The organism is Rhodococcus sp. LMD, from assembly GCF_056108245.1.
On the sequence record NZ_CM148557.1, the window covers coordinates 404137 to 430579 of the forward strand.

General features: G+C 70.9%; 24 protein-coding genes, 1 tRNA gene and 1 other RNA gene. 11 read left to right on the plus strand and 15 right to left on the minus strand.

The window, feature by feature from the left end; all coding sequences use genetic code 11:
• The first annotated feature begins 35 nt into the window (after positions 1–35).
• Entirely contained in the window at positions 36–635 is a 600-nt protein-coding gene (locus ACWPQI_RS01815; protein ID WP_017681603.1) for a LysE/ArgO family amino acid transporter, read from the plus strand.
• A gap of 13 nt (positions 636–648) precedes the next feature.
• Here the strand turns inward: ACWPQI_RS01815 and ACWPQI_RS01820 are convergent, their stop codons facing one another.
• Entirely contained in the window at positions 649–1065 is a 417-nt protein-coding gene (locus ACWPQI_RS01820; RefSeq protein WP_017681602.1) for a pyridoxamine 5'-phosphate oxidase family protein, read from the minus strand.
• A 153-nt stretch (positions 1066–1218) separates the two neighbouring features.
• Here ACWPQI_RS01820 and ACWPQI_RS01825 point away from each other — a divergent pair, with 153 nt between their 5' ends.
• Positions 1219–3942 carry a cation-translocating P-type ATPase gene (locus tag ACWPQI_RS01825; RefSeq protein ID WP_017681601.1) on the plus strand — a complete coding sequence of 908 codons (2724 nt, stop codon included), beginning with the start codon at positions 1219–1221 and terminating at the stop codon, positions 3940–3942.
• Positions 3943–4196: 254 nt separating this feature from the next.
• On the opposite strand, the gene ACWPQI_RS01830 is transcribed toward ACWPQI_RS01825, so the two are convergent.
• Positions 4197–4721: a DUF6448 family protein gene (locus tag ACWPQI_RS01830; RefSeq protein WP_230831719.1), complete on the minus strand. Its 525-nt coding sequence runs from the start codon at positions 4719–4721 to the stop codon at positions 4197–4199.
• Between the two features lie 302 nt (positions 4722–5023).
• Between ACWPQI_RS01830 and ACWPQI_RS01835 the strand changes: the two genes are divergently transcribed.
• The 3 genes from ACWPQI_RS01835 to tgt all read left to right on the plus strand — a co-directional run bounded on the left by ACWPQI_RS01835 (position 5024) and on the right by tgt (position 9104).
• Entirely contained in the window at positions 5024–5926 is a 903-nt protein-coding gene (locus ACWPQI_RS01835; protein WP_072786591.1) for an amidohydrolase family protein, read from the plus strand.
• Positions 5927–6580: 654 nt separating this feature from the next.
• On the plus strand, positions 6581–7813 hold the full coding sequence (locus ACWPQI_RS01840; RefSeq protein ID WP_048773599.1) for an MFS transporter: 1233 nt from the start codon (positions 6581–6583) through the stop codon (positions 7811–7813).
• 25 nt (positions 7814–7838) lie between these two features.
• Positions 7839–9104 carry a tRNA guanosine(34) transglycosylase Tgt gene (gene tgt, locus ACWPQI_RS01845; protein ID WP_119699331.1) on the plus strand — a complete coding sequence of 422 codons (1266 nt, stop codon included), beginning with the start codon at positions 7839–7841 and terminating at the stop codon, positions 9102–9104.
• 31 nt (positions 9105–9135) lie between these two features.
• Here the strand turns inward: tgt and ACWPQI_RS01850 are convergent, their stop codons facing one another.
• The 5 genes from ACWPQI_RS01850 to ACWPQI_RS01870 all read right to left on the minus strand — a co-directional run bounded on the left by ACWPQI_RS01850 (position 9136) and on the right by ACWPQI_RS01870 (position 14005).
• Entirely contained in the window at positions 9136–9861 is a 726-nt protein-coding gene (locus tag ACWPQI_RS01850; RefSeq protein WP_017681596.1) for a queuosine precursor transporter, read from the minus strand.
• A gap of 93 nt (positions 9862–9954) precedes the next feature.
• Positions 9955–10986 carry a V-type ATP synthase subunit I domain-containing protein gene (locus tag ACWPQI_RS01855; protein WP_102031878.1) on the minus strand — a complete coding sequence of 344 codons (1032 nt, stop codon included), beginning with the start codon at positions 10984–10986 and terminating at the stop codon, positions 9955–9957.
• 49 nt (positions 10987–11035) lie between these two features.
• Entirely contained in the window at positions 11036–11971 is a 936-nt protein-coding gene (locus tag ACWPQI_RS01860; RefSeq protein WP_099528215.1) for a DUF2189 domain-containing protein, read from the minus strand.
• Between the two features lie 146 nt (positions 11972–12117).
• Positions 12118–13041, minus strand: coding sequence for a tRNA glutamyl-Q(34) synthetase GluQRS (gene gluQRS, locus ACWPQI_RS01865; RefSeq protein ID WP_040273559.1), 924 nt, complete (start codon positions 13039–13041; stop codon positions 12118–12120).
• 61 nt (positions 13042–13102) lie between these two features.
• Positions 13103–14005: a LysR family transcriptional regulator gene (locus ACWPQI_RS01870; RefSeq protein ID WP_010594877.1), complete on the minus strand. Its 903-nt coding sequence runs from the start codon at positions 14003–14005 to the stop codon at positions 13103–13105.
• Positions 14006–14128: 123 nt separating this feature from the next.
• Here ACWPQI_RS01870 and ACWPQI_RS01875 point away from each other — a divergent pair, with 123 nt between their 5' ends.
• Together ACWPQI_RS01875 and ACWPQI_RS01880 are read left to right on the plus strand one after the other, a co-directional pair.
• Positions 14129–15514 (plus strand): MFS transporter, encoded by a 1386-nt coding sequence (locus ACWPQI_RS01875; RefSeq protein ID WP_010594878.1) that lies wholly within the window; start codon positions 14129–14131, stop codon positions 15512–15514.
• On the plus strand, positions 15511–16248 hold the full coding sequence (locus tag ACWPQI_RS01880; RefSeq protein ID WP_040273565.1) for a 3-hydroxybutyrate dehydrogenase: 738 nt from the start codon (positions 15511–15513) through the stop codon (positions 16246–16248). The genes ACWPQI_RS01875 and ACWPQI_RS01880 overlap by 4 nt, the downstream gene beginning before the upstream one ends.
• Before the next feature lie 103 nt (positions 16249–16351).
• Here ACWPQI_RS01880 and ACWPQI_RS01885 read toward each other — a convergent pair whose 3' ends face one another.
• The 5 genes from ACWPQI_RS01885 to ACWPQI_RS01905 form a co-directional block, all read right to left on the minus strand.
• Positions 16352–16936, minus strand: coding sequence for a TetR/AcrR family transcriptional regulator (locus ACWPQI_RS01885; RefSeq protein ID WP_017681591.1), 585 nt, complete (start codon positions 16934–16936; stop codon positions 16352–16354).
• A 98-nt stretch (positions 16937–17034) separates the two neighbouring features.
• On the minus strand, positions 17035–17685 hold the full coding sequence (locus ACWPQI_RS01890) for a superoxide dismutase family protein (protein WP_026137969.1): 651 nt from the start codon (positions 17683–17685) through the stop codon (positions 17035–17037).
• Between the two features lie 48 nt (positions 17686–17733).
• Positions 17734–18138 carry a membrane protein gene (locus tag ACWPQI_RS01895; RefSeq protein ID WP_010594882.1) on the minus strand — a complete coding sequence of 135 codons (405 nt, stop codon included), beginning with the start codon at positions 18136–18138 and terminating at the stop codon, positions 17734–17736.
• Positions 18139–18434: 296 nt separating this feature from the next.
• Positions 18435–19955: a metallophosphoesterase gene (locus ACWPQI_RS01900; protein WP_017681589.1), complete on the minus strand. Its 1521-nt coding sequence runs from the start codon at positions 19953–19955 to the stop codon at positions 18435–18437.
• 41 nt (positions 19956–19996) lie between these two features.
• Complete coding sequence (locus tag ACWPQI_RS01905; RefSeq protein WP_268966103.1) at positions 19997–20554, minus strand: TIGR03086 family metal-binding protein; 558 nt, start codon at positions 20552–20554, stop codon at positions 19997–19999.
• A 117-nt stretch (positions 20555–20671) separates the two neighbouring features.
• Here ACWPQI_RS01905 and ACWPQI_RS01910 point away from each other — a divergent pair, with 117 nt between their 5' ends.
• A complete protein-coding gene (locus ACWPQI_RS01910; protein ID WP_474738614.1) occupies positions 20672–21829 on the plus strand; it encodes an RNA-guided endonuclease InsQ/TnpB family protein in 1158 nt (385 codons plus the stop codon).
• Positions 21830–21863: 34 nt separating this feature from the next.
• Here the strand turns inward: ACWPQI_RS01910 and ACWPQI_RS01915 are convergent, their stop codons facing one another.
• Together ACWPQI_RS01915 and ACWPQI_RS01920 are read right to left on the minus strand one after the other, a co-directional pair.
• Positions 21864–22676 (minus strand): helix-turn-helix domain-containing protein, encoded by an 813-nt coding sequence (locus ACWPQI_RS01915; RefSeq protein ID WP_172603542.1) that lies wholly within the window; start codon positions 22674–22676, stop codon positions 21864–21866.
• Positions 22677–22736: 60 nt separating this feature from the next.
• On the minus strand, positions 22737–23387 hold the full coding sequence (locus ACWPQI_RS01920; protein ID WP_010594887.1) for a YoaK family protein: 651 nt from the start codon (positions 23385–23387) through the stop codon (positions 22737–22739).
• Between the two features lie 134 nt (positions 23388–23521).
• On the opposite strand from ACWPQI_RS01920, the gene ACWPQI_RS01925 reads away from it, so the two are divergent.
• Complete coding sequence (locus ACWPQI_RS01925; protein ID WP_040273573.1) at positions 23522–24541, plus strand: GmrSD restriction endonuclease domain-containing protein; 1020 nt, start codon at positions 23522–23524, stop codon at positions 24539–24541.
• A gap of 140 nt (positions 24542–24681) precedes the next feature.
• Here the strand turns inward: ACWPQI_RS01925 and ACWPQI_RS01930 are convergent.
• Positions 24682–24769: transfer RNA gene (locus ACWPQI_RS01930), tRNA-Ser, on the minus strand.
• Between the two features lie 117 nt (positions 24770–24886).
• Here ACWPQI_RS01930 and ffs point away from each other — a divergent pair.
• An RNA gene (gene ffs, locus ACWPQI_RS01935) (signal recognition particle sRNA small type) lies at positions 24887–24981 on the plus strand.
• A gap of 49 nt (positions 24982–25030) precedes the next feature.
• Complete coding sequence (locus tag ACWPQI_RS01940) at positions 25031–26320, plus strand: aspartate aminotransferase type Ic (protein WP_474738615.1); 1290 nt, start codon at positions 25031–25033, stop codon at positions 26318–26320.
• The last annotated feature ends 123 nt before the right edge of the window (positions 26321–26443 follow it).

Below are 26443 nucleotides of genomic sequence, written 5' to 3' on the forward strand. Positions count from 1 at the left end.
GTTCTTCATCGAGTCGGATTCCTAGCGTGGGTGGCATGCACCTCGTCGTCGTCGGATTCCTCACCGGCCTGTCGCTCATCGTCGCGATCGGTGCGCAGAACGCGTTCGTGCTGCGCCTGGCGATCGCGCGGCGGCACGTGCTGCCGGTGATCGCGGTCTGCGCCCTGTCCGACGCGGTCCTCGTCGCCGCCGGCATCGCCGGCATCGCCACGGTGCTCGACCGGGTTCCCGGCGCGCTCGGGGTGATCCGCTGGGCCGGCGCGGCGTTCCTCGTGGGCTACGGACTGCTCGCCGCGCGGCGGGCGCTGCGCCCGGCGGCCCTGACCGCCGCGGCGGGCGGTCCCGTCACCGTCGGCGCAGCGCTGGCCACCTGCCTGGCGCTGACCTGGCTCAACCCGCACGTCTACCTCGACACCGTGCTGATGCTCGGCTCCGTCGCCAACCACCACGGGGATCCGGGACGCTGGTGGTTCGGCGCCGGCGCGGTGCTGGCCAGCGTCGTGTGGTTCCTCGGGCTCGGTTACGGGGCCCGGTTGCTGCGCGGAGTGTTCGCGAGACCCGCCTCGTGGCGCGTGCTCGACGGCGGCATCGCCGTGCTCATGGTCGGCCTCGGCGTCGGCATGGTGGCGGGCTGACGCCGGGCTCGCGTCAATCCTTGACCAGCGCGAACCGGCGGCCGCTGATCTCGCTCGCGGTGACCTCGACGAAGTTGTACTTCGGAGTGGGCACCCAGGCTTGCAGCCCCAGTTCCTCGGCCTCCTGGATCTCGTTGTAACGAACCAGGTTTCGAGCTCGACCGTGCAGCACCACGCTCCAGGCCCGGTCCTGCTCCACGTGGTCGGCTTCGAAGGCCACCTCGGCGTTCAACGTCAGCTCGACCAGCTTGCTGCCCTCGGCCGTCCGGAAGTACAGCTTCCTGTCACGCACCGCGAAGTTGATCGGGAAGACGTCGGGCCGTCCGTCCGAGACCACCACGAGCCGGCCGATCCGCTCGGTGCCGAGCAACTCCCAGCTCTCCTCGTCGCTCAGGACGACGACAGGATCGTCGATGTTCGGCTCACTCATGGCTCCTCCGATCCGGCGGCGTGCGCCTCGATATCACCGCCTCCAGCACATCACGGATCCGGGCGCGGCACAGGCGGATCGTGTGTCGAATCGCGCGGCATCCGTCACATCGATAGCGTGGGAGCCGCCCGACCTCACCGAGGAGCGTGCGAGATGACCCTGGCCACCACGTGGCACACCCGCGACGCCGACGCCGTCGCGGCGGCCCTCGACGTCGACCCCGCGGTGGGACTGTCCACCGGTGAGGTCGAGGAGCGCCGGCTCGAGCACGGGCCCAACGCCCTCGTCGAGGCGGCAGCCGTGCCCGGCTGGCGCAAGGTGCTCGCCCTGCTCGCCGACCGGATGACCCTCGTCCTCGTCGCCGCCGCCGTGGTGAGCGCCGTGGTCTCACGCGAATGGGAGACCCCCGTGGTCATCCTCGCCGTCATCACCCTCAACACGGTCCTGAACTACGTGCAGGAGCGACGGGCCGAGAACAGCCTGCAGGCGCTGCGGCAGATGGCCGTCGACACCGCGCGGGTCCGCCGCGACGGCCGCGAACAGCACCTGCCGCGCACCGAACTGGTGCCCGGCGACGTCGTGCTCCTCGAGGCCGGCGACTCCGTGCCCGCCGACGGCCGGGTCGTCACGGCGGCACGGTTGCAGGTCGCCGAGTCCGCGCTCACCGGTGAGTCCCATCCCGTCGACAAGACCGTCGAACCCGTCGACGACGAGCAGGCCCCGCTGGGCGACCGCGCCGACATGCTCTTCATGAACACCGAGATCACCCGCGGGCGGGGCGCGATGGTGGTCACGGCCACCGGGATGCAGACCGAGATCGGCGCGATCGCCACCCTGCTCGGTACCGCGGGGGTGGAGAAGACCCCGTTGCAGCGCCGCATCGACCAGCTCGCCAAGACCCTCACCATCGTCGCGCTCACCGTCGTCGCCGTCGTGTTCGTGCTCGGCCTGCTGCGCGGACAGTCGTGGTCCGACCTGCTGATCACCGCCGTCTCGCTCGCCGTCGCCACCATCCCCGAGGGGCTGACCGCGGTCGTCGCGTTCACCCTCGCGATGGGGGCGTCGCGGCTCGCCGCCCGCGGCGCCATCGTCAAACGGCTCGCCGCCGTCGAGACCCTGGGCAGCACCACCCACATCGCCACCGACAAGACCGGCACCCTCACCCTCAACGAGATGACGGTGCAGCGGCTGCTGGCCCGCGGCCGCAGCTTCCGCGTCACCGGAACCGGATACGAAACCGACGGCAAGATCCTCGTCGGCGACGGGCTGCCGCCCCCGGACCTGACCGCGCCGCTGCTCGGGATGGCCCTGTGCAACGACGCCGTCGTCCGCGACGGGGTGCTCGTCGGTGATCCCACCGAGGGCGCGCTGGTGGTGCTCGCCGAGAAGGGCGGCATCGACGTCGAGGGGGCGCGGCTCGCGGTGCCGCGGCTGGCGGAGGTGCCGTTCGACTCCGCCTACAAGTACATGGCGACCTTCCACGCCCTGCCCGACGGCGGGTACCGGTGCTTCGCCAAGGGCGCTCCCGGCGCACTGCTCGACCGGGCCACCGCGATGCTCGACGGGGACGGCCCCGTCCCGCTCGACGACCGTCGCCGCGAGCGCCTCCGCTCGGCGGTGCAGTCGCTCGCCGCCGAGGGGTTGCGCACCCTGATGATCGCCGGCCGGGACCTGCACGCGGTGCCGCGGGGCGACGCGGAGGCACTGCAGCGTGCGGTGTCCGACCTGACCCTCTATGCCGTGGTCGGCATCGTCGATCCGCCGCGGACGGAGGCCGAGCGGGCCATCGAGGTGGCCCATGCCGCCGGCATCGAGGTGCACATGATCACCGGCGACCACCTCGTGACCGCGTCGGCGATCGCCGGCCGGCTGGGCATCGGTGGTGCCGCGGCCACCGGCGCCGATCTCGATGCCCTGAACGACGACGAGTTACGCTCCCGGGCAGCAGATTTCGGGGTGCTGGCTCGCGTCGCCCCGGAGCACAAGATCCGGGTCGTCAAGGCGCTGCAGGCGAACGGCGAGGTCGTCGCCATGACCGGCGACGGCGTCAACGACGCGCCGGCCCTCGAGCAGGCCGACATCGGTGTCGCCATGGGGATCACCGGCACCGACGTGTCCAAGAGCGCGGCCGACATGATCCTCACGGACGACAACTTCGCGACCATCGTCGCCGCGGTCGAGGAAGGCCGCGGCATCTACGCCAACATCGTCAAGTTCGTGAAGTTCCAGCTGACCACGGCGTGGGGGTTCGTGCTGATCTTCCTCGTCTCCGGGGCGCTCGGACTGGCCGGGGGCGCACCGTTCACCGCCCTGCAGATCCTGTGGGTCAACATCATCATGGACGGTCCGCCGGCCCTCGCCCTCGGCGTCGACCCCACCGAGCCGGGCACCATGTCCCGGCCGCCGCGGCCGGCACACGAGCGTCTGCTCAGCCGCGACCGGCTCCGTCGCATCCTGGGGCTGGGCATCGTCATGACCGCCGGAACCGTCGCAGTGCTGCACTACGCGCCGCAGTGGTTCCCCGAGAGCGCCGGCGATCCGCTGTTCGCCACCACCCTCGCGTTCACCACGTTCGTCTTCTTCCAGGTGTTCAACCTGCTCAACGTCCGTTCGGAGCTCGGCTCGGTGTTCTCTCTGCAGACCCTCACCAACCACAGCATCTGGATCGCGCTCGTCGTGGTGGTCGTCCTGCAGGTCTGCGTGGTCCAGACGGCCTTCCTGCAGGGCTTCTTCGACACCACCGCGCTCACCTCGCAGCAATGGGCGCTCGCCGTCGGCGTCGGATCTTCGGTGCTGTGGGTGGACGAACTCGTCAAGGCCACCGGGCGGAGCCTGCGGCGCCGGCGTGGTGACGCGCACGCCCGGTCGGGCGCATAGTGGAAGTGGTGTCGCCCTCCGACGAGCACCGCAGAACGCGGAGGTGGGAACGATGGACATGGGCTTGATGCAGATGATGCACATGCTGATGATGCACATGCACCACATGCTGATGCCAGGAATGCCGATGCATCACATGATGCCGATGTGACGGCGTCACACATGTCGATGTGACGGCGTCACACATGTCGATGTGACGGCATCACACATGTCGATGTGAGGGCGTCACGCGAGGCCGAGGGGCGGCGCCCGGATCAGCCGTGCGGGTGCCCGCCCTCGTGCGGATCCCTGTGCATGCTCTTGTAGAGATGATGGCTGTACACCTGGAAGCCGAGCATCGCCTCGGTGTACTCCCGCCGCTCCGCGGTGGTCACGGCGTCGGCCAGGGCGACGATCCGTTCCAGGCGCGCTTGCAGCTGCCGGTGCAACTCGGCGGACAGGAAGGCGTAGAGCTTCTCGATCGAGCCGGTCTCGATCGCGCGCTCGGCCAGCGGGATCACAGGGCCGACGTCGCCGCCCGCAGGCTTCACGCCGGTGAACGAGGCACCCTCGCCCGCGCGGTGCAGCCGGACCACGGTGTCGAAGAAGTAGAGATCGGCCACCTCGTGGGCGATCGGACCCTCCGCGCGCGCGGCTGTCGCCCGTTCGAACGCCGTGCGCACCTCGTCCTCGGCTTCGAGGGGAACGAACGGCAGGATCAGCTCGACGTTGTCGTCGCCCAGCGCCGCCTCGGCGGCCTTGACGACGGGGCCGTCCATGGAATCGCAATGCGGAGGCACGGAGTGCTCCTTCCGACGATCGGCGAACACGCTCGGTCCCAGGCTAGTGCCGTGGGGTGTCCGCGTCGAAGGGGTGCACGTCCAGCAGGGGCCGCGAGCGCCTCGGCGGGGTCCGGGCGGAGGCGTGCGGGTCGATCGCGCCGGGCAAGGTCCGGGCCGACACCGTACATACAGTACGTACGGCGTGGCGGGTCCGGGCCGCGGGGGGTGGCCACCGGGCCTCGCGCCGTCCGGCGGCCGGGTTCATCGCCGGGATGCGAACGACGGTTGACACGGGGGCGCGCGGCGGCGAACGTGGACGCATGAGGCGACGTCCCCGCGTCGACGTGCATCAACATGTGTGGCCGGCGTCCTTCGTCGACGCCCTCCGGGCGCGCAGTGCGCCGCCCCGGCTCGACGGCTGGGTGCTGCACCTGCCGGGCGAGCCGCCGTACCGGGTCGACCCCGCAGATCATTCGGTCGCCGCGCGGACGGCCCTCGCGGTCCGGGACGGGATCGATCTGGCGCTGGTGTCGCTGTCGAGCCCGCTCGGGATCGAGGAGCTGCCCGCCGAGGAGTCCCGGCCGCTGCTCGACGCGTATCACGAGGGGGCGTTGAGCCTGCCAGACCGGTTCGGTGTGTGGGCCGCAGCCGGTCTCGCCGAACCCGACCCGGAGACACTGCGTGAGGTCCTCGCGGCCGGCTGCGTGGGTCTGCAGCTGCCGGCGACGGCCCTGGCCGACTCGGCGGGCTTCGACCGGTGCGCGCCGCTGCTGGCGGAACTCGAGCGGGCACACAAGCCGCTGTTCGTGCATCCCGGTCCGGCCGCCGCGCCCGGCGCTCCGCCGTGGTGGCCGGCGATGGTGTCGTACGTGACCCAGATGCACGCCGCCTGGTTCGCCTGGCACGAGTTCGGGTCGCGCCGGTTCCCGGCGCTGCGGGTCCTGTTCGCGATGCTCGCCGGCCTGGCCCCGCTGCATGCCGATCGGATGGCGATGCGCGGCGGTCCCGGCGGCATCCCCGGGGCCGGGGTCTATGTGGAGACGTCGTCGTACGGGCGGGAGGTCGTCGCGGCGGTGACCGCGCGTCTGGGTGAGGACCGGGTGCTGCTCGGCTCCGAGCGGCCCTACGCGCGGCCCCTGGTGCTCGGCGGTGCCGCCGGCATGCGCCTGCGGACGGACAACCCGGCGCGCTTCTTCGCGATGGTGCCTGCGCAGATCCGTTGACACGGACGATCTGTCGCCGCGCCCGGTCGTGGACGACCACCACGAAGCGTGGCTGCGTTCGTGGCTGCCGGGCGGAGCACGACCACCGCGACGACGCGGGCGCCGTCGCGGTGGCGCCGGGTCTGCTGACGGAGACCGGCGGCTGCACTCCGGGAGTCTCGGCGGGGTCGAAGTAGCGTTGTCGCGCTAGAAGATTCGTGCGGTACGGCGTGCGGCTCCGGTGCCGATCGCGTCCGCGGGGTGACGAGCGACACGAATTCTCCGGCCGTCGGCATTCGCACGTGCGCGCCCGGTGAACCGGTACCGGATCGCCGGCGGGGCGCTCCGGCCGCGTGCATCCGCACGGCCGGCGCGGACCGGTGAACCCCGTCGCCTGTGCCGGTCGTGGTGGTCTCCGAAAACAACTGCCGCAGAAGGGGACTGGCTATCGCCGCTGCGGGTGCGGCGGCCGGACCGCGGCGCGGTCTGCGGACGTCGTCTCGGGCGCGGCAGGTCGTGGACCGCTCCCTCGCCGGCGCGGCTCGTGCCGGGGTGGCCGAACTCACGTCCTCGCGATTCGAGGTCGGGTCGGCGTGTGCACGAGAATGGAGACTCGGCTGGTTTCGCACGCCGACACGATCCAGCGCATCCCGCACTATTCGAAGGTTCCCGCTCATGACGACGACGGCATCCGCATGCCCACCTGCCTCCGCAGCACCGGTGGCCGCCCCCGCGGCCGCCCCGACACCGGACGCCCGGCCTCGGCGGGCCCGGGCGATGTGGGCGCTCGCCCTCGGCGGATTCGGCATCGGGACCACCGAGTTCGTCGCGATGGGCCTGCTGCCCGACATCGCGACCGGCCTCGGGGTCTCCGAACCCACCGCCGGGCACGTCGTGTCGGCGTACGCCGCCGGTGTCGTCGTCGGTGCGCCGTTGATCGCGGCGCTCACCGCCCGGTTGCCGCGCAAGGCGCTGCTGATCGCGCTCATGATCGCCTTCACCGTCGGCAACGCGGCGACGGTGCTCGCGCCGAGTTACGGACTGCTCCTCGCCTCCCGGTTCGTCGCCGGGCTGCCGCACGGCGCGTACTTCGGGGTCGCCGCCCTCGTCGCCGCGCATCTGGCCGGCCGCGGGCAGCGCGCCCGGGCGGTGGCGCTGGTGATGATGGGCCTGTCGGTGGCGAACGTCGTGGGCGTGCCGGTCGCGTCGTGGCTCGGCATGGCGCTGGGCTGGCGCTCCGCGTTCGCACTGGTGGCGGTGATCGGCACGGTCACCGTCGCCGCGATCGCCGCGTGGGTGCCCGCCCTGGCGATCCGCACCACCAGCGTGAGGACCGAACTCGGCGCGCTGCGGCGCGGGCAGGTGTGGATGACGCTCGCGGTCGCGATGATCGGCTTCGGCGGCGTGTTCGCCGTCTACACCTACATCAGCACCACCCTGACCGACGTCGCCGGAGTGTCGAAGGCGCTGGTCCCGGTCGCGCTGATGCTCTTCGGGCTCGGCATGGTGCTCGGCAACGTGGTCGGCGGCCGCGTCGCCGACCGGGCCCTGGTGCCGGGCATCTTCACGACCATGACGACGCTGGCGGTGCTGCTGGCCGTGTTCGTCGCGGCCGCGCACAACCCGTACACGGCCCTGGCGATGGTGTTCCTCCTCGGCGCGGGTTGCGCCGCGGTCGGGCCGGGCCTGCAGATCCGGCTCATGGACGTCGCGGAGGACGCCCAGACTCTGGCCGCGTCGCTCAACCACGCGGCGTTCAACCTCGCGAACGCGTTCGGCGCCTGGATCGGGGGCGCGGTGATCGCCGCGGGTTTCGGCTACACCGCGCCGGCCGCCGTGGGTGCGGTGCTCGCGCTCGGCGGGGTCGCCGTCCTCGCCCTCGCCGTGCGACTGCCGTCGGCGCCGTGACCGGACCTCGTGATTGGATACCGACGTGACCGACCCCAGCACCACCGCTTCCGCCGTGCCCACCCCGCCCGACCCGTTCTTCACCGTCGGTACCCGGCTCGACAACGGACTCGGACGCACCGGCACGATCCACACCCCGCACGGTAACATCCACACCCCGGCGTTCGTCGGTGTGGGTACCAAGGCGACGGTCAAGGCGGTCCTGCCCGAGGCGATGAAGGAACTCGGGGCGCAGGCGCTGCTCGCCAACGCCTACCACCTGTATCTGCAGCCCGGATCGGACATCGTCGACGAGGCCGGTGGGCTCGGGAAGTTCATGAACTGGGACGGGCCCACCTTCACCGACAGCGGCGGATTCCAGGTGATGTCCCTCGGGGTCGGCTTCAAGAAGGTCCTGGCGATGGACGCCGTGGGCGTGCGGTCCGACGACGTCATCGCCGAAGGCAAGGAGCGGCTCGCGCACGTCGACGACGACGGCGTCACCTTCAAGTCCCACCTCGACGGCTCCCGGCACCGGTTCACGCCCGAGGCGTCGATGCGCATCCAGCATCAGCTCGGCGCCGACATCATCTTCGCGTTCGACGAGCTGACCACCCTGATGAACACCCGCGGCTACCAGGAGCGGTCCGTCGAGCGGACCCAGGCGTGGGCGGTGCGGTGCATCGCCGAGCACGAGAAGCTCACGGCGCAACGCGCCCACCGTCCGTACCAGGCGCTGTTCGGGGTGGTGCAGGGTGCGCAGTACGAGGACCTGCGCCGGCAGGCGTGCCGCGGTCTCGAATCGGTCGTCGGCGAGTCGGGCCGCGGCTTCGACGGCTACGGCATCGGCGGCGCCCTCGAGAAGCAGAACCTCGGCACCATCGTCCGGTGGTGCACCGAGGAACTGCCCGAGCACAAGCCGCGGCACCTGCTCGGCATCAGCGAACCCGACGACATGTTCGTCGCGATCGAGCACGGCGTCGACACGTTCGACTGCGTGAACCCGTCCCGGGTGGCGCGCAACGCGGCCATCTACCACCCGGACGGCCGGTTCAACATCAACACCAGCCGGTTCCGCCGCGACTTCACCCCCATCGACGAGGACTGCGACTGCTACACCTGCCGCCACTACACGCGCGCGTACATCCATCACCTGTTCAAGGCCAAGGAGATGCTGGCGTCCACGTTGTGCACCATCCACAACGAGCGGTTCACGGTGCGGCTCGTCGACGACATCCGCGCCGCCGTCGACGGCGGAAACTTCGAGGAGCACAAGGCCGAGACCCTGAGCCGGTTCTACGCGCGGCGGTGAGCGAGGACCCGGCGGTCCGCGTCGGCTGCCGTCACTCGGCGTAGGTCGGCTCCCGCCGCTTCACGTACGCGATGACCGCGTAGGTGACCGGCATGACGACGATCTCGACGAGCGTCTTCCACAGGAACCCGACCACCACGTAGTTGACGAAGTCCGCCCACGTGGTGATGCCGATGACGCCGGCGGCGATCGCGCAGAAGATGAGCGTGTCGGCGAACTCGCCGACGACGGTGGAGCCGATCAGCCGAGCCCACAGGTGCTTCTCCTTGGTGATCTCCTTGATGCGCACCAGCACGTAGGAGTTGAGCAGCTGCCCGACGAGGTAACCGGCGAGACCGGCCAGCAGCAGTCGCGGCACCACCCCGAGGACGGCCTCGAACGCGGGCTGGTTCTCGTAGAAGTCGGCGGGCGGCAGCTGTTGGGCGATCCAGAAGCACAGCGCGGCCAGCGCCACCGCGCCGAAACCGTAGTACACGGCGCGTCGGGTCGCGGCGAAGCCGTAGACCTCGCTCAGGACGTCGCCGACGATGTAGGCGAGCGGAAACAGGAAGAACGCACCGTCGGTGATGATCGGCAGGACCTGTAGCGGGCCGAGCGCCCATTCGGCGTCGCCGAAGAACGCCACGCCCTTGCCGGCGGCGACGTTGGAGATGATGAGCACCGCCGTGAACAGGGCCACCAGTCCGGGGTAGTGGCTGCGGACCACGCGGGCGAAGTGCGTGTGGTCGGATTGCTGGGTCTGCACGTGCTCTGTCACCCGGCCATCCAAGCACTCGGGCGGGCGGAAGGCGAAGAACGGACGAACAGGACGCGGACCCCGGCCCGGCGGATCGGGGCCCGCGACCTGCTGTCAGGGGGCTACGCGCCCACCCGTGGCGACGCGGTAGGCGTACGCGTAGGCGATGGTGGTGACGGGCACGGTGACCAGCAGGCCCACGTAGCACAGCAGCGCGCCGACGAAGTTGATCGCGGACAGCACCAGCCACAGCAGGATCAGCTGCCCGACGTTGGCCGCGGCCGCGGACGCGCTCGACTTGATCGCCGTGACCGCGTCCTGCCGCTGGTCGATGACGAAGTGCAGCGCCCACACGGTCAGGAAGGCGACGACGATGCCACCGACGATGACGAGCGAACCGAGCAGTGTTCCCAGCGCGATGAGCAGGGACACGAGCAGGATGGGACCGAGGCTGCCGACGCGGAAGAAGTCCTTGAGCGCCGGCTTGTGACCGTCCAGCTCGTACAGGGCCCCGCGCACCCCGGCCGCCTGGACGACGAGCATGCCGATGACGAACGCGACGATCAGCACGATCATCACGGCGATCCCGACGCCCGACATGCCGGTGCTGTAGCCGTAGCGGTCCGTCGTGGTCGAGGCCATCACGACCCCGAACATCAGGGCGCCGAACACCAGGGCGGCCACGACGATCACCCCGGCGAGGCTCAGCCAGCCGCCGACATTCTCACTGAACTTGCGCCACCCGTAGCTCAGGGCGGCGCCGATGTCGATCTGCGGGCGCGAGGAACCGAAGCCGGGCGGGTAGCCCGGAGCTCCGTAGCCGGGGGGCGGTCCGTACCCGGCGGGGCCTCCCGCCGGCGGTGACCCGTACGGTGCCCCGCCGTACGGGTCACCGGGCTGCTGCGGTGCCCCGCCGTACTGGGGGCCGCCGTACTGGGGAGCGCCGTACTGGGGAGCGCCGTACTGGGGAGCGCCGTACTGGGGTGGCGGGCCCTGCGGCGGACCGTAGCCGGGCGGTGGCGTGCCGTAGCCCGGTGGGTAACCCTGGGGCGGGCCGTACCCGGGCGGTGGGCCGTACGGCTGTGCGCCCGGGTGCTTGTTCGGATCCTGCGGATCGGAAGTGGGTTCGTAGCCCCCGCTGGTCATCGTGGTCCTCGTGATTCGTGACGTGCCGCTTCGTGGAACGCCGTACCCGTCAGGGTGCGACGCCGCGTCCGGTGGTCACCCGGTAGGCGTAGGTGGAAGCGATGATCGTGAGCGGGATGGTGACGAGCAGACCCAGCCCGCACGGGATCGCACCGAGGATGTTGATGCCCACCAGAGCGAGCGCCAGCAGCAGCAGCGGCCCCACATTGGACGAGATGGCCCGGAAGCTGGACTTGATCGCGTCCACCGGCTGCTCGTTCCGGTCGATGACGAACTGCAGCGTCCACCAGGTCAGGAAGATGACGATGAAGCCGGGGATGATCAGCAGGATGAAGCCCACCACGGTCATGAGCGAGACGAGCAGGCTCGCGACCACCACGGCGCCGATGTTCTCGAACTGGAAGAAGGACCCGAACGACGGGCGGTTGCCGTCGGTTTCGTGCAGCGCGCCGCGCACGTAGGCGGCCTGGATCAGGATGCTGACGAACACGCTGACGATCGCGCCGATGATGCTGAGCGCCGACAGTTCGTTCGTGTCGAAGCCGCCGAAGATCACGTTGATCACGAACTGGATCAGCGCCGCCGCGACGACGAAGGCGATCCAGACGCCCGCGTTCTGGCTGAACTTCTTCCAGCCGTAGCCGATGGCCTCACCGACGTTGAGCTGCGTGGGGGCGCCGAATCCGCCGTACTGGCTACTGCCCGGCGGGTAGTTGCCCGGCGGGGGCGGGTAGCCGCCCTGCGGCGGGTAGTTCCCCGGCGGGGGCGGGTAGCCCCCGGGGGGTGGGTAGTTGCCCTGCGGAGGTGGGTAGTTGCCCTGCGGAGGTGGGTAACCGCCGGCAGGCGGGTAGTTGCCCTGCGGGGGCGGGTAGTTCCCGGGCGGGGGATAGCTGCCGGGAGGGGGCGGGTAGCCGCCCTGCTGTGGGTCGGGTTCGCCGCCCTGGTTGTAGGGCTCTTTGCTGGGGTCGTAACCGCCGGTCGTCATCGGATCCTTCTCGAGGGGAGGGTGGAGCCAATCGCGTTGTCGACTGCGCACACTACGTCCGACGCGTCCGAATTGCACGATCACCGGAACTTCCGCGAGCCGGACGAGCGGCACGAAACGGACCGGTGCCGGGCGCGCGGAGGGTGTCACCAGCCGCCGTCGTACACCCACGGCTCCCGCGGGAGCCGGGCCGGATCCCATCGCTCGAGCAGCAGTCCCAATGTGACGGGTTCGTCCTTGTCCGCCAGGTCGAGCGAGACCGCGATCCGGCCCAGCACGTCGGCTGCGGTATGGCCCAGCGCCGCCTGGTCGGTGAGCGTCACCGCGCCGTCGCGTTTGGCGAGGCGCTTGCCGTGCACGTTGAGCGCCAGCGGCACGTGCGCGTACGTGGGCACGGGAAGCCCGAGCAGCGCCGCGAGGTAGGCCTGCCGGGGAGCGGAGGTCAGCAGGTCGTCGCCGCGGACCACCTGGTCGATGCCCTGGGCCGCGTCGTCGACGACGACGGCCAGGTTGTAGGCGGGAATGCCGTCGCCGCGGCGCAGCACCAGGTCGTCGACCACACCCGTGAAGTCGCCGTGCACCACGTCGTGCACGGTGAAGGTCGAGGCGCCGGACCGCAGGCGGATCGCGCCCGGCCGGCCGGATGCCCGTTTCGCTGCCCGCTCGGGTTCGGTGAGCGTGCGGCACGTGCCCGGGTAGGCGCCCTGCGGGGCGTGCGGCGCGGACGCCGCGTGCTGGATCTCGCGTCTGGTGCAGAAGCACTCGTAGGTCAGACCCGCGCGGGTGAGGCGGGCGATCGCGGCGTCGTAGAGCGGCAGCCGCCGCGACTGGTGGACGACCTCGTCGTCCCAGTCGAGGCCCAGTGCGGCGAGGTCGGCGAGTTGACGTTCCTGCGCGCCCGGCCGGACCCGGTCGAGATCCTCGACGCGGAGCAGAAACCGGCGCCCGGTGCTCCGGGCGAACAGCCACGCGAGGACCGCCGTGCGCAGGTTCCCGAGATGCAGGTCGCCCGACGGGCTCGGGGCGAACCGGCCGGCCCCTGCCCGCGCGTCCCCGGCCGAATGTGACATCTGGTCAGACTATCGACTGCGATGTCACATTCGGTCACGTGTGCGGCGGCCGGGTGGCGGGTCACGCGGCGGGGCGGCCGAGCAGGACGGAACGCTGGGCGTGCACGGTCTCGCGGATCGCGGCGACGACGGCGGCGACCTCCGGCCGGCGCAGCGTCTCCGACCGCGCCACCATCCAGTAGTTCAGCCGCGCCTCCACCTCCGCGGGCAGGATCCGCACCAGGTCGGCGTGCCGGTCGGCCATGAAGCACGGCAGCAACCCGACCCCGGCCGCGGCGCGGGTGGCCTCGACGTGGACGAACACGTTGGTCGAACTCACCGACTCGTGCATGTCCGGGGCGATGCGACGGGCCAGGTCCAGGTCGTCGACCTGCAGCATCGAGTCGATGAAGTACACCAGCGGGTGACGGCCCAGTTCGCGCACCGTCGTGGGAGCGCCGTGCTCGTCGACGTAGGCCCGCGCCGCGTACAGGCCGAGGGTGTAGTCGGCCAGCCGGTGCGCCTCGGCCCGATGCACCTGGGGGCGTCCCACCACCACCTCGAGGTCGAGCCCGGACCGCTGCTGCGACGCGCGACGGGTGGCCGCGACGATCTCCACCGCGACGCCCGGGTGCCGTCGCCGCACCAGCGCGCCGGCCGGCGCCGCGATGTAGGCGCTGAAACCGTCGGTGGCCGAGACCCGCACGACACCCTCGAGGCCGCGGTCCCCGCCGGGACCGGCCAGTCCGGACACGGCGGCCTCGATCCGCTCGGCCGCGGCGAGTGCCGAGCGGCCGAGCTCGGTGAGTTCCCACCCGCCCGACGCGCGGGCCAGCACGCGCCCGCCGAGGCTCTTCTCGAGCGCCGCGATGCGACGGGCGATGGTGGTGTGGTTGACGCCGAGGTCCTCGGCGGCGGTCGTGAACCGACCGGTGCGGCCGACGGCCAGCAGAACCAGCAGGTCATCGGCCGACGGCGCGCTCATATGTGCATTCTTGCAGATCTGCTCTGCGGATCGCGTCATTGTGCATGCAGATCTGCGCATCGATACTCGGCACATGCCTTCAGAAGTGTTGCCCGTCACAGTCGGATCGAGGAGGACGAACCCATGAGTGTCGAACAGTCGCGGCCCGGCGGCCGCGCACCGGACGAGACCCCCACCTCGGGTCTGCGCAAGGTCGTCGGCGCCTCGATGGCCGGCACCGTCGTCGAGTGGTACGAATTCTTCCTCTACGGCACCGCCGCCACCCTGGTGTTCTCCAAGGTCTTCTTCCCCGACAACGGCAACGAACTCGACGCGATCATCGCGGCGTTCGTCACATACGCCGTCGGTTTCGTCGCACGGCCCCTCGGCGGCGTCGTGTTCGGGCACTTCGGTGACAAGTTCGGCCGCAAGAAGCTGCTGCAGACCAGTCTCGTGCTCGTCGGCGTCGCCACCTTCCTCATGGGCTGCCTGCCCACCTTCGGCGCCATCGGCTACTGGGCGCCCGCGCTGCTCGTCACGCTGCGCTTCGTGCAGGGCTTCGCCGTGGGTGGCGAGTGGGGCGGCGCGGTGCTGCTCGTCGCCGAGCACAGCCCGGACCGTTCCCGCGGCTTCTGGGCCTCGTGGCCGCAGGCCGGCGTCCCGATGGGCAACCTCGTCGCCACCGTCGTGCTGCTGGTCCTGACCACGACGCTGTCCGACGCGGCGTTCCTCTCGTGGGGCTGGCGCATCGCGTTCTGGCTGTCGGCGGTCATCGTCCTGGTCGGCTACTACATCCGCACCAAGGTCACCGACGCACCGATCTTCCTCGAGGCTCAGCGTGAGGCCGAGCAGCTGAAGTCCAGCTCGTACAGCGTCGTCGAGGTCGTCAAGCGCTACCCGCGCGGTGTGTTCACCGCCATGGGCCTGCGTTTCGCCGAGAACGTCATGTACTACCTCGTCGTCACCTTCTCGATCACGTACCTCAAGGTGGTCGTCGGCGCGGACACCGCCACCATCCTGTGGTGGATGCTCGCCGCGCACGCCGTGCACTTCGCGATCATCCCCGTCGTCGGGCGCCTGTCCGACACCTTCGGCCGCCGCCCGGTGTACATGGTCGGGGCCGTCACCGCCGGCACCTGGGGCTTCTTCGCCTTCCCCATGATGGACAGCGGCCACAACGCCCTGGTGATGTCCGCCATCGTCATCGGCCTGGTGTTCCACGCGTTCATGTACGCCGGTCAGCCCGCGATCATGGCCGAGATGTTCCCGACCCGGATGCGCTACGCGGGTGTCTCGCTCGGCTACCAGGTGACCTCCATCGTCGCCGGCTCGCTCGCACCGATCATCGCGACCGCCCTGCTCAGCCGCTACGGCAGCGCCGTCCCCATCGCGGTCTACCTGGCCGTGGCGTCGGTGGTGACGATCATCGCCGTCGTCGCCGCCCGGGAGACCAAGGGGATCAGCCTGCGCGACGTCGACGCCGCGGACGTGCGGGCCGTCGACGCCGAGAAGACGGCGGTGCCCGCATGAGTGCCCGCACCGCACTGGTCACCGGCGGAGCGAGCGGCATCGGCGCTGCCTGTGCCCGGGAACTCGCCGCCCGCGGCGTGCACGTCACCGTCGCCGACGTCGACGAGGTGGCCGCCAAGACCCTCGCCCACGACATCGGGGGACGGGCGTGGGGGGTGGACCTGCTCGACACCGACCAGCTCGACGGGCTCCGGCTCGAGGTGGACATCCTCGTCAACAACGCCGGCATCCAGGTCGTCCGGCCGATCGAGGAATTCGCGCTCACCGATTTCCGCCGCATCCAGACGCTCATGGTGGAAGCGCCGTTCCTGCTCGTGAAGGCGGTCCTTCCGCACATGTACGAGCGCGGTTTCGGGCGCATCGTCAACGTGTCGTCGGTGCACGGCCTGCGGGCGTCGGCCTTCAAGTCCGCGTACGTCACCGCCAAGCACGGCCTCGAGGGGCTGTCGAAGGTCACGGCCGTCGAGGGCGGTCCGCACGGCGTCACCAGCAACTGCGTCAACCCCGGCTATGTGCGAACCCCGCTGGTGGAGAAGCAGATCGGCGATCAGGCCCGGGTGCACGGCATCGACGAGGAGCGGGTGCTCGCCGACGTGCTGCTCACCGAACCCGCGATCAAGCGGCTCGTCAAACCCGAGGAGGTGGCCTCCCTCGTCGCGTGGCTGGCGTCGGACGACGCCGGCATGGTCACCGGCGCGTCCTACACGATGGACGGCGGCTGGACCGCGCGCTGACCCACCCCCGGGGTGCGTGGTGCGTGGGTGTGTGGCCGAATGTCACATCGCGTCGATCAGATCGACCGCGTGTGACATTCGGCCACAAGCATTCTGGAAGCAGTCAGCGGGCGTCGGCGCCGTCGAGCGACAGCTGGATCTGGGTGTGCAGCGCGTGGGTCAGGTACTCCGGCGGATACAGTTCCGGACTGGCGATCGCGTCGAGCGCCAGGCCGTTGACCGCGGCCAGCAGCAGTGCGGCCCGGGTCTCGGCCTCCGCGGTGCCCATCCGGATCAGGACGGCGGACACCGCGGTGCGCATCGTGAACAACGTGGTGTGCCGGATCGTGCTCAGCGAGGGCGACGTCGCGGCGCGCACGGTGAACGCCGCCATCACGTGTGCCTCGGCGGTGCGCTGCTCGTCGAGCGGCAGCAACTGGCTCAGCGCCGCGAACAGGGTGCGCGCCGGATCGATGTCCGGGTCGACGGTGCTCAACCGCGTCAGCACCCGCTCGGCGAGCGATCGGAACGAGTAGGCGAGCATCTCGTCCTTGGTGGGGAAGTGGTGCTGTACGGCGCCGATCGATACACCCGCATGGCTGGCCACCTCACGCACGCTGGCGCCGTCGAGCCCGATCCGTGCCGCGACCTCGAGCAGGGCAGCGGCGAGACGCGTGGGGCTGGTGGTGGCATAGGGACGCGCGCGCATGGATGCACCGTACCTGCAGGTATCTCCATACGCCGGTATGGGGCACCGCACGACACCTGCCCGATGTGTCCGGTCCACCTTCCGCGGTCGGACCCCGGTCAGAAGTCCTCGTCGACGCAGGCCAGACGAGCACCGGCCATGCCGGCCTCCCCGGGGCCGGTCTTGGTGCGCTCGGCGTGGAGCACCACCGAATTCGCCTCGTCGTCGCGGAACTCCCAGTCGACCGTCGTCGACGCCTGAGCGTTGCCGTTGCCGTCGGTGGTGATGTCGAGCCAGACCTCGTTCCCGGGATTGGCGAAGGCGGGATCCGTCGACGGGGATTGCGGGTTGGCCGCCGGGTCCACGTCGTTCTGATAGTGCGGACCGGCGTCCGACGGCTGCGGCCCGCACGGCTGCGTGTGGACGTGCACGCCGAAGTCACGGGTGGGTGCCAGCCCGCTCGCCTCGAGCGTGACCGTCGTGCGTCCACCCTCCTCCTCGGATTCGACGGTCACCGTCGAACCGACTGGGACGGCGGCCTCGTCGTAGGTGAATGCGTTGTCGTCGCCACCGCCTGCGCCGGGCAGCTCGAAGGCCACTCCGTCCGTGCCGGGCAGTGCCGTGGGCATGCCGGTGGTCGTCGTCTCCGAGGTGGGGGGCGCCTCGACGGTGGCCTGGTTCTCCGTCGAGGAATCATCGCCGCCGCACCCCGCGACGACGAGTGCGGTCAGGGACACGCCTGCGATAAGGGTTGTGCGTCGTGTGTTCATGTGTCGGCGGTACCCACGGTGCGTCGTGCCGAACCCGCGACGGGACCCTTACCTGGACATCCCGCCGATGATCAGGGACAGGCCCGCCCCGAGGAGCCAGACGTCCTTGGCGATCGGCGTGCCCTGCTGGGTCGGGCGGAAGGATCCGCCCTCGTGCATGCCGGGCATCTTCCAGTACATCGCGAGCAGGCCCGAACTGAACGCTGTCAGTGCGGAACCGGCCACCACGGGGGAGACGAAGGGGGCCAGCAGCAGGGCGCCGACGCCGATCTCGGCGGTCGACAGGGTCTGGCCGAACGTCTCCGGCCGCATCTTCCCGAGCCGGGGGAGCGCCTTGCTCGCCATGTCCTGCAGCCCGGCCGCGGCCTCGGGCGGGAGATCGCGCTTGCCCAGCCCGGAATTGAGGATGAAGGCGCCGGTGGCCAGCCGGAGCGGAACGTTGCTCAGTCGCACGGGAACCTCCGGAGGATCGGATGCTGCTGATTATCCCGCATTCCCCCGACGGCGGGAACTCCCCGCGCCGTCCGGGTGCAGCACACCGGTCGGCTCGGCCGGCGGGAGCACCCCGCGGCCGGGTACGGCCGGCGGCTCCTCTTCGGCAGCGTCCGCCCGCCGGCCGCCCACGGTGACGCGACCGCTGCGAACCGCGGAGCGCACCGCGGGCGACGCCGCCGACGCGCTCGGGGAGGCCCGCCCCGGAAGCCGCGCGGCGACCGCCGAATCTGCCTCGGCGGCAGGGTGATCCGTGCTCATCCGGGTATCACCGCGCGGGGCACGCCGGCACGCAACTGCACGTCCACCACGAAATCGCCGTCCTCGGGGGTGTAGCGGCGGCGCGGGTCGTGGTCCTCCACCCGGAAACTGTCGAGGGCGGGCGAGTGGGTGGTGACGGCGACCGTGCCGCCGTCGAGATCGAACTGCAGCAACCGCTGGAATCCCGTCGCGCGCCGGCCGTCGACGAGGAAGTACTGATAGTCGGCGAGCATCTCGACCACGCGCCGGTCACTGCCGGGGATCGGGCGGTCGGTCACCGTCGTCTGCCCGTCGACGTGCCCGGACAGCACCATGAACACCGACTCGTGCGGCACGACGAGCCGGTTCCAGATCTGCTGGCCGGAACTGCCGCCGATGTCGCCGAATCCACTCATCCGGAGACGGCCGTCCTCGTCGAGGTAGTAGTGCGCGGCGACGATCGTGTTGCGGTCGGGATGGGCGGCCAGCACCCCCTCGGCCCAGTGCATCACGTGCTCCGGCGGGTTGTAGCCGAGGTAGAGGACGAGGAAGGGGGTGCCGGCGATCTCGAACAGGTCGTAGTGCGCCGAATTGTCGGCGTCGGTCACCGAGTCACCCCACTGCGGCCGGTCGCGGTACCGCTGCGGCCCGAAGTACTCGTTGTACAGCGCATGGTTGCGTTCGTGCTCGCCCGGCACGAGCCGGCCGGCGACGTTCCACAGGTTGTCGTGGTTGCCGGGCAGGACCCCGTAGGGCACGCCGGCCGCCTCGAGAATTCCCATCGCCTCCGACGCGACCTCGAACTCCGTGCGGGCGCGGGCGTCCGGGGCGCCCGGCCGGATCCACGACTGGATCAGGTCCCCGGTGTGCACGGCGTAGGCGATCTTCCGGGCACGGGCCTGCTGCGCCGTCCACGTGGTCATGTCCCGGAAGACGGCGGTGTCGTCGCGGGCGAGGTACTGGGTGTCGGTGAGGTGCTGGATCGCGAAGTCGTAGTCCGCCGGGTCGGCGAACGCCTGGTCCGGTGCGGCGTCGCGGAAGCTCCGGTCGCGACGGGGCGCGTCGATCACCAGGATCTCCAGGGGGCCGGCGACGTCGGTGACCCGCGCCTCGAGCACGATCGGTCCGCCGGGCACCTCGGGCCGCGCGACGGCCCGCGGCTCGCCCCACGAACCGTCGGTGCGCACGTGCAGGGCGAGGTCGTCGAGGTTGACGCTGCGGCCCTGCCACCGGAGCGTCACCGACTCGGTTCCGGGGGGAAATTCGAGTTCGTAGCGGACATAGGGATACTCGTCGAACTCGTCGCCGACGGACGCCGGTGCGCCGCGCTCGCCGACGGCGCGCGGGAGCGGCGGGTCGGCGGAATCGGTCACCCCCGCGTACATCGTCGCGGACGTCGCCGGGACGTCGGCGGTCAGTCCCGTCGCCGGGATGCCGACGGACGTGACGGGCGCGGGCGGGGTGACCTCGGCGGGACCGGACAGGAGGGCGGCCACGGCCAGCAGCGACACCGGAAGCCACCAGCCCGGAGCGCGCATGCCCCGAGGCTACCGCCGGTCAGGCGCGAGGTTACCGCCGATCAGGCGCGACGCCCCAGGTGCGCGAGCACCCGGGTCTGCCGGTCGGCGTCCGCGGGCACCTCGACGGCCGGTCCGCAGACTCCCTCCATCCGGATCGAGTCACCCAGGGCCTGCGCCGTCGCCTCCACGAAGTCGAGGTCCTCGTCGTCGACGGTGTCGTCCAGGCCGGCGGCGCGGGCGAGGTCCCAGGCGTGCACCACGAGGTCGAAGTTGTAGAACCGCGCGACGGTCGCGGTCAGGGTGGTGCGGCCGAAGTGGCCGTCGTACTCGAGGCCGGCGCGCCGCGGATCGTCGAGGATCGCCTGCATGCCGTCGCGGGTGGCGGCCCAGGCTCCGGCCGGGTCGGTGTCCGGCGACGGGCCGGCGGGCAGTTCCAGGCCGACGACGGTGACGATCTGCCGCTGCGTGTCGACGACGTGCCGCAGCACGTCGCGGGCGGACCAGCCCGCGCAGGGCGACGGCGCGTCCCATCGGTCGGCGGGCACGGCCTCGACGCGTGCGGTGAACTTCGCCGCGAGTTCGCGGTAGTGACGGGCGGGGGAGAGGGTCTCGGTCATCTGGTGTTCGGCGCGGATACTGCCTCGTAGACGAGGGAGCACAAGCGCCGTCCTCCTTTCTCGGTGTCGGGGTGGTGTCGGGCACACGTGTCGGTGGGTGCGGCTACCGTGCCGGGCATGGGGGGCGAGGTGGTGCGCTACAACTACCGGTTGCGGCCGGGTCGCCTCGCCGAACGTGCCCTGCTCGACGAGTGGCATCGCTGCCGGTTCCTGTGGAACGAGGCGGTCCACCAACAGAAGACCGGTGCGAAACCCACCTTCGGGAAGCTGAGCAGACTGCTCACCCGGGCGCGGCAGCAGTCGTCGTGGCTGCGGGCCGGATCCCAGGTGGCCCAGCAGCAGACGCTGCGGACCTACGCCCGCGCCCTGGACGACTCGTTCCGGATCACCGGGCGGGGCCGGCCGCGGTGCAAGGCCCGCAAGAAGGCGTTGCCGACGCTCGAGTACACCCGCCGCGGCTTCACCCTCCGCGAGGGCCGGTTGGTGCTCGCCAAGGGGGTCAGTGTCCCGGTGGTGTGGTCGCGGGAGTTGCCGTCCGAGCCGTCGAGTGTGCGCATCACCCGGGATCCGCTGGGGCACTGGTACGCCTCGTTCGTCGTCACCCGCGATGCCGAACCGGTGCCCGCGGCCCCCGAGGGTTCGGCGATCGGTGTCGACTGGGGCGTGAGCAGGACCGCGACCACCACCGACGAACGGTTCGACCTGCCGCACCGGCAGCACCGCTCCCGCTGCGCGGCGGAGCTGGCCAAGGTGCAACGCACGATGACGCGCCGGCGACCGGGCAGGGGACGCCCGGCGTCGAACGGCTATCGGCGGGCCAAGAAAAGTGCGGCGAAGATCCAGCAGAAGGCCGCGGCGCGGACCCGGCACGAGGCGCGGGTGTGGGCGCGGCGGGTGGTCGCCCAGCATGCGGTGATCGCGGGGGAGGATTTCCGGCCGCGGTTCCTGGCCAAGTCCACGATGGCGCGCAAGGCCGCGGACGCGGCGATCGCCGCGACCAAGCGAGAACTCGTCGAGCGGGGCAGGCGGGCCGGCCGGAAGGTGGTGCTGGTGCGGCCCGCGTACACGAGCATGACGTGTTCGGGGTGTTTCGCGAGAGCCAAGCAGCCCCTCGGACTCGCGGAACGGATCTTCCGGTGCCCGGCGTGCGGCTACAGCGGATGCCGGGACCGGAACGCTGCCGGAGTGGTTCTGGCTGTGGCGGAGCGCGGCCACACCGGTGTCGACGACGTCAGACAAGCGGATCACCTCCTCGGTGGTGCGGTTGCGGTCTGAGCCGGGAATCTCCCGCCTTCAGGCAGGAGAGGCGCTAAGCCACGGATTCTTCCGCCCCGCGGTCGCCGAGGGATTGGATACTTCGGACATCGAGGGCCGAGCCCGGGCCGTGCCACCGCGGCGCCTCCCCGGCGAGCAGGGCGGTGGGCGTCAGGGTGGAGATCCTGCGCGTCTCCCGGTTCAGGTGGGACTGGTCGCTGTAGCCGGCGGCCGCGGCGAGCTCGGCCAGGCCGCGCGCGGGTGCGGCGTCGGCCAGGGCCATGAACCGCTGCAGGCGCAGGATCGATCGCAACGTGGCCGGGCCGTACCCGAACGCCTCGTTGCAGCGGCGCTGCAGCTGACGTTCGGTGAGCGCGGCGGTCTCGGCGAGCGCGCCGACGCTCCACGAGTGTCCGGAGAGCGCCTGCCGGAGATGCCCGATCAGCGGGTCGGGGGCAAGGCCGTGCGCGAGCCAGCGCCGCACCGCGGATTGGAACACCTCGAGCCGTTCGGGGGCGGTCCGGGCGTTGTCGAGCCGGTCGGCGAGTGGTCGGGCCCCTGCCGAGCCGATCAGGTCGTCCAACCCGACGCGGGTATCGCGGAGTTGCGCGGCCGACGCGCGCAGGGCGAACGAGGCGAGACCGGGGCGGAACCGCACCCCGGCGGAGACGATGCCGGGCGGCAGGGTGAACGACCACGCGGACGTTTCCGGGCCGCACACGCGGATGCCGACGCCGGCGATCCACAGGACGTCGACGCATCCGTCCGGCACGAGGAGGTGACTCTGCCCGTCGGAGACCGCCGACCACACGCACACCACGTGCTCGGCGAGGTCCGCGCTGGGAGCGCTCGGCACATACCACCTCATGGCCCACGAGCGTAGGCGCCGGCACCGACAACCGCTGCCCGCCTGGGGAACCGGACTCCGCTACGGCCGGTACGGCAGGTGCCGCACCGCGAGGGTGAGCGCGACGGCGGCCGCGGTGGCGATCCACAGGGCGTGCAGTCCGAGCATCCGATGCGCCGCGGCGCCGCCGACGGCGCCGGTCACCAGTCCCAGCCACAGACCCAGGTACGGCAGCCAGGTCCAGCGGGGTCCGCCGAACATCGCGGCGGCGAGCCGCTGCCCGATCTTGACGAGCGCCCCGGTCATGTACGTCAGGGCCACGCTCACCTCACCGTCGCGCTGGAACACCGAGTTCTCCGCACCCATGGCGAGGGTCATCGCCACCACCGCGACGGGCGTCCAGCCCGCGGTGTGGGCGAGCGCCCCGAGCAGCAGGAGCGCGGAGACCGTGGCGAGCACGGCGGTCTTGCGGGCGCGACGGCTGCGGTCGGACAGTTGCGCGACCACCCCACCGAGGACGACGCCGACGAGGAACAGGCCGATGACCCCGGCGGTGAGCGCGGCGGGACCCCAGGTGCCCTCGGCCAGGCCGACGCTCAGCCGGGTGGAGTTCCCGCTCATGAACGACACGAACACGCCGCCGAGGGTGATGAACCCGAGGGCGTCGACGAACCCGGCGAGGCCCGACAGTGCGACGGCGAGGGCCGTGAGTTGTCTGCCGTATCCGACCACGGACGAATCGTAATCAATCCGTGCTGTTACCTCTGGTAACGAAAGGGATGTCCGGTGCGACCTCCCGGAGACACCCTTTCGTTCCCCCGCGGAGGGTGCTGCCGTGCCGCATCCCGCCCCCAGGAGTACCCAGCGTGTTCGCCTCACCGTCCCGCCAGTCCCCGCATCACCGCACACAGGGATGGAGCGCCGGACTCGCTGCGGCGGCCCTGCTGCTGACCGGATGCGCCACGGCGACCGACATCGGCACCCGGACCCACGCGCCCACCGTCGCCGCGACCCCGACGACCACCCCCGCACCGGCCCCTGCGACGCCGCCGACCCCCGTCCCTGCCGACGTGTCCGCCACGCCGGCGCTGGCCACGCTCGCGACCCTGCCGATCAAGGGCCGAGCACCCAAGACCGGCTACGACCGTGAGCTCTTCGGACCGGCGTGGAGCGACGACGTCGACGTCGACGGCGGCCACAACGGGTGCGACACCCGCAACGACATCCTGCGGCGCGACCTGGTCGACATCACCTACAAGACCGCCACCCGGGACTGCGTCGTCCTCTTCGGCACCCTCCACGACGCCTACACGGGCACGACCATCGACTTCCGTCGCGGCCAGGACACCTCCGCCGACGTGCAGATCGATCATGTCGTCGCACTGTCCGACGCGTGGCAGAAGGGCGCCCAGCAGCTCGACGAACAGACCCGCGCGAACTTCGCCAACGATCCCCGCAACCTGCAGGCCGTCGACGGTGCCGCCAACCAGCAGAAGGGCGACGGCGACGCCGCGACCTGGCTGCCCCCGAACCGGTCGTACCGGTGCACGTACGTCGCGCGCCAGATCGAGGTCAAGGCCCTCTACGGGTTGTGGGTGACCCAGGCCGAGCACGACGCGATGGTCCGTGTCCTCACCGGGTGCGGTGCCGCCGCCCCTGCCACGACCCCGGTCCCGGAACCCGCGCCTGCCACGAACCCGGTCCCCGCGCCTGCCACGACCCCGGTCCCGGAACCCGTCCCGTCGGTGGCTCCGGAGCCGGCTCCGGCCGTGGTGTACCGCAACTGCGCCGAGGCGCGGGCCGCCGGCGCGGCGCCGCTGTACGCCGGTCAGCCCGGGTACAGCGAGAACATGGACGGTGACGGCGACGGCGTCGCCTGCGAGTGAGCTGTGGTGGACAGCCGCGCCTCGTTCAGTCGTACGCACCCGCAATTGCGGCAGCGGATGACTGTCGACCGCGCGACTGCGTGCCCGACGAACGACAACGGCCCGTGACCAGTGTTTCCACTGGTCACGGGCCGTTGCCGTGGCGGAGGATAGGGGATTTGAACCCCTGAGGGCGTTAACCCAACCCGCGTTCCAGGCGAGCGCCATAGGCCACTAGGCGAATCCTCCGTGGGGAAGCATACCGAATACGACCTGGTAGATGCCAAACGGGGAGGTCGCCGCAGGTTTCGGAGGGGTGCGACGGGGTCGATTCACGGTCGCGGGCGATGTGTGTCTACACTGGCCGATGGATCCCGCGCGGCGCGCATCCTGTGAACTCCCCCAGGGCCGGAAGGCAGCAAGGGTCAACGGGCTCTGCCGGGTGCGCGGGGTCCCCTAGCTTCCGATGCCGATGCCCGTGCCGTTGGGCGCGGTGAAAGGTCCTTCCGCATGCCTACCCAAACCCAGATTGGGTTGATGAGCCATGAGGAACTCGTCGCAGAGCACGAGCGCCAGTCCCACAACTACGCGCGACTCGAAGCCGAGAAGCTGACGCTGGACCTGACTCGCGGCAAGCCCTCCCCCGAGCAGCTCGACCTCTCCGCGGAGTTGCTGTCGCTGCCCGGGGTCGACGACTACCGCGACGCGTCCGGCACCGACTGCCGCAACTACGGCGGCCTGCGCGGACTGCCCGAACTGCGCGCCATCTTCGGGGAGCTCCTGAACATCCCCACCGAGAACCTGATCGCCGGCAACAACGCAAGCCTCGAGATCATGCACGACCTGATCGTGGCGTCGCTGCTGCACGGCACGGTGGATTCGCCGCGCCCGTGGTCCCAGGAGCCCGTCGTCCGGTTCCTGTGCCCCGCGCCCGGCTACGACCGGCACTTCGCGATCACCGAGTCGTACGGGATCGAGATGATTCCGGTGCCCATGCGCGACGACGGACCGGACATGGCGAAGGTCGCCGCGCTCGTCGGCTCGGACCCGCAGATCAAGGGCATGTGGGCGGTCCCCACCTACTCGAATCCGACCGGTGTCGTGTTCTCCGAGCGCGTCGCCCGCGAACTGGCGTCGATGCCGACGGCCGCCCCGGACTTCCGGATCTTCTGGGACAACGCGTACGCCGTGCATCCCCTGGTCGAGGAACCGGCTCCCGCCCTGGACATCCTGGGCATGGCGGCCGAGGCCGGTCATCCGAACCGCGTGTTCGTCCTCGCCTCGACATCCAAGATCACCTTTGCGGGCGCCGGCGTCAGCTTCTTCGGCAGCTCGGCCGAGAACCTGGCGTGGTACGAGAAGTTCCTCGGTATCAAGACCATCGGCCCGGACAAGGTGAACCAGCTGCGTCACCTCCGCTTCTTCGGTGACGCCGACGGGGTGCGGGCACACATGGCCAAGCACCGCGAACTGCTCGCGCCGAAGTTCGCGCTCGTGCTGACGATTCTCGAGGACCGGCTCGGGTCGTCGAAGGTGGCGTCCTGGACCGAGCCGAAGGGCGGCTACTTCATCAGCCTCGACGTGGTGGAGGGCACCGCCAAGCGGGTCATCTCCCTCGCGAAGAACGCGGGGATCGCGCTGACCGCGGCGGGCTCGGCGTTCCCGTACAAGAACGACCCCGACGACAAGAACATCCGGCTCGCTCCGAGCTTCCCGTCGCTGGACGAGCTCGCCACCGCCATGGACGGCGTCGCGACGTGTGTGCTCCTCGCGGCGACCGAGAAGGCCCTCGGGAAGTAGCCGGCGAGCAGTTCCGTCCCTCGGCCCGGTCGTCACACGACGGCCGGGGCCGAGCGTATCCCCCACCTGTGGACAACTCTGTGGACAAGCCGTGGACAACCGGTGGAGAACCGGCCGCCCGTC

Coding starts and splice junctions, on each gene's coding strand:
- ACWPQI_RS01815 (WP_017681603.1), top strand. CDS start 36: ATGCACCTCGTCGTCGTCGGATTCCTCACCGGCCTGTCGCTCATCGTC.
- ACWPQI_RS01820 (WP_017681602.1), bottom strand. CDS start 1,065: ATGAGTGAGCCGAACATCGACGATCCTGTCGTCGTCCTGAGCGACGAG.
- ACWPQI_RS01825 (WP_017681601.1), top strand. CDS start 1,219: ATGACCCTGGCCACCACGTGGCACACCCGCGACGCCGACGCCGTCGCG.
- ACWPQI_RS01835 (WP_072786591.1), top strand. CDS start 5,024: ATGAGGCGACGTCCCCGCGTCGACGTGCATCAACATGTGTGGCCGGCG.
- ACWPQI_RS01840 (WP_048773599.1), top strand. CDS start 6,581: ATGACGACGACGGCATCCGCATGCCCACCTGCCTCCGCAGCACCGGTG.
- ACWPQI_RS01855 (WP_102031878.1), bottom strand. CDS start 10,986: ATGACCAGCGGGGGCTACGAACCCACTTCCGATCCGCAGGATCCGAAC.
- ACWPQI_RS01860 (WP_099528215.1), bottom strand. CDS start 11,971: ATGACGACCGGCGGTTACGACCCCAGCAAAGAGCCCTACAACCAGGGC.
- gluQRS (WP_040273559.1), bottom strand. CDS start 13,041: ATGTCACATTCGGCCGGGGACGCGCGGGCAGGGGCCGGCCGGTTCGCC.
- ACWPQI_RS01870 (WP_010594877.1), bottom strand. CDS start 14,005: ATGAGCGCGCCGTCGGCCGATGACCTGCTGGTTCTGCTGGCCGTCGGC.
- ACWPQI_RS01875 (WP_010594878.1), top strand. CDS start 14,129: ATGAGTGTCGAACAGTCGCGGCCCGGCGGCCGCGCACCGGACGAGACC.
- ACWPQI_RS01880 (WP_040273565.1), top strand. CDS start 15,511: ATGAGTGCCCGCACCGCACTGGTCACCGGCGGAGCGAGCGGCATCGGC.
- ACWPQI_RS01885 (WP_017681591.1), bottom strand. CDS start 16,936: ATGCGCGCGCGTCCCTATGCCACCACCAGCCCCACGCGTCTCGCCGCT.
- ACWPQI_RS01890 (WP_026137969.1), bottom strand. CDS start 17,685: ATGAACACACGACGCACAACCCTTATCGCAGGCGTGTCCCTGACCGCA.
- ACWPQI_RS01900 (WP_017681589.1), bottom strand. CDS start 19,955: ATGCGCGCTCCGGGCTGGTGGCTTCCGGTGTCGCTGCTGGCCGTGGCC.
- ACWPQI_RS01905 (WP_268966103.1), bottom strand. CDS start 20,554: ATGACCGAGACCCTCTCCCCCGCCCGTCACTACCGCGAACTCGCGGCG.
- ACWPQI_RS01910 (WP_474738614.1), top strand. CDS start 20,672: ATGGGGGGCGAGGTGGTGCGCTACAACTACCGGTTGCGGCCGGGTCGC.
- ACWPQI_RS01915 (WP_172603542.1), bottom strand. CDS start 22,676: ATGAGGTGGTATGTGCCGAGCGCTCCCAGCGCGGACCTCGCCGAGCAC.
- ACWPQI_RS01940 (WP_474738615.1), top strand. CDS start 25,031: ATGCCTACCCAAACCCAGATTGGGTTGATGAGCCATGAGGAACTCGTC.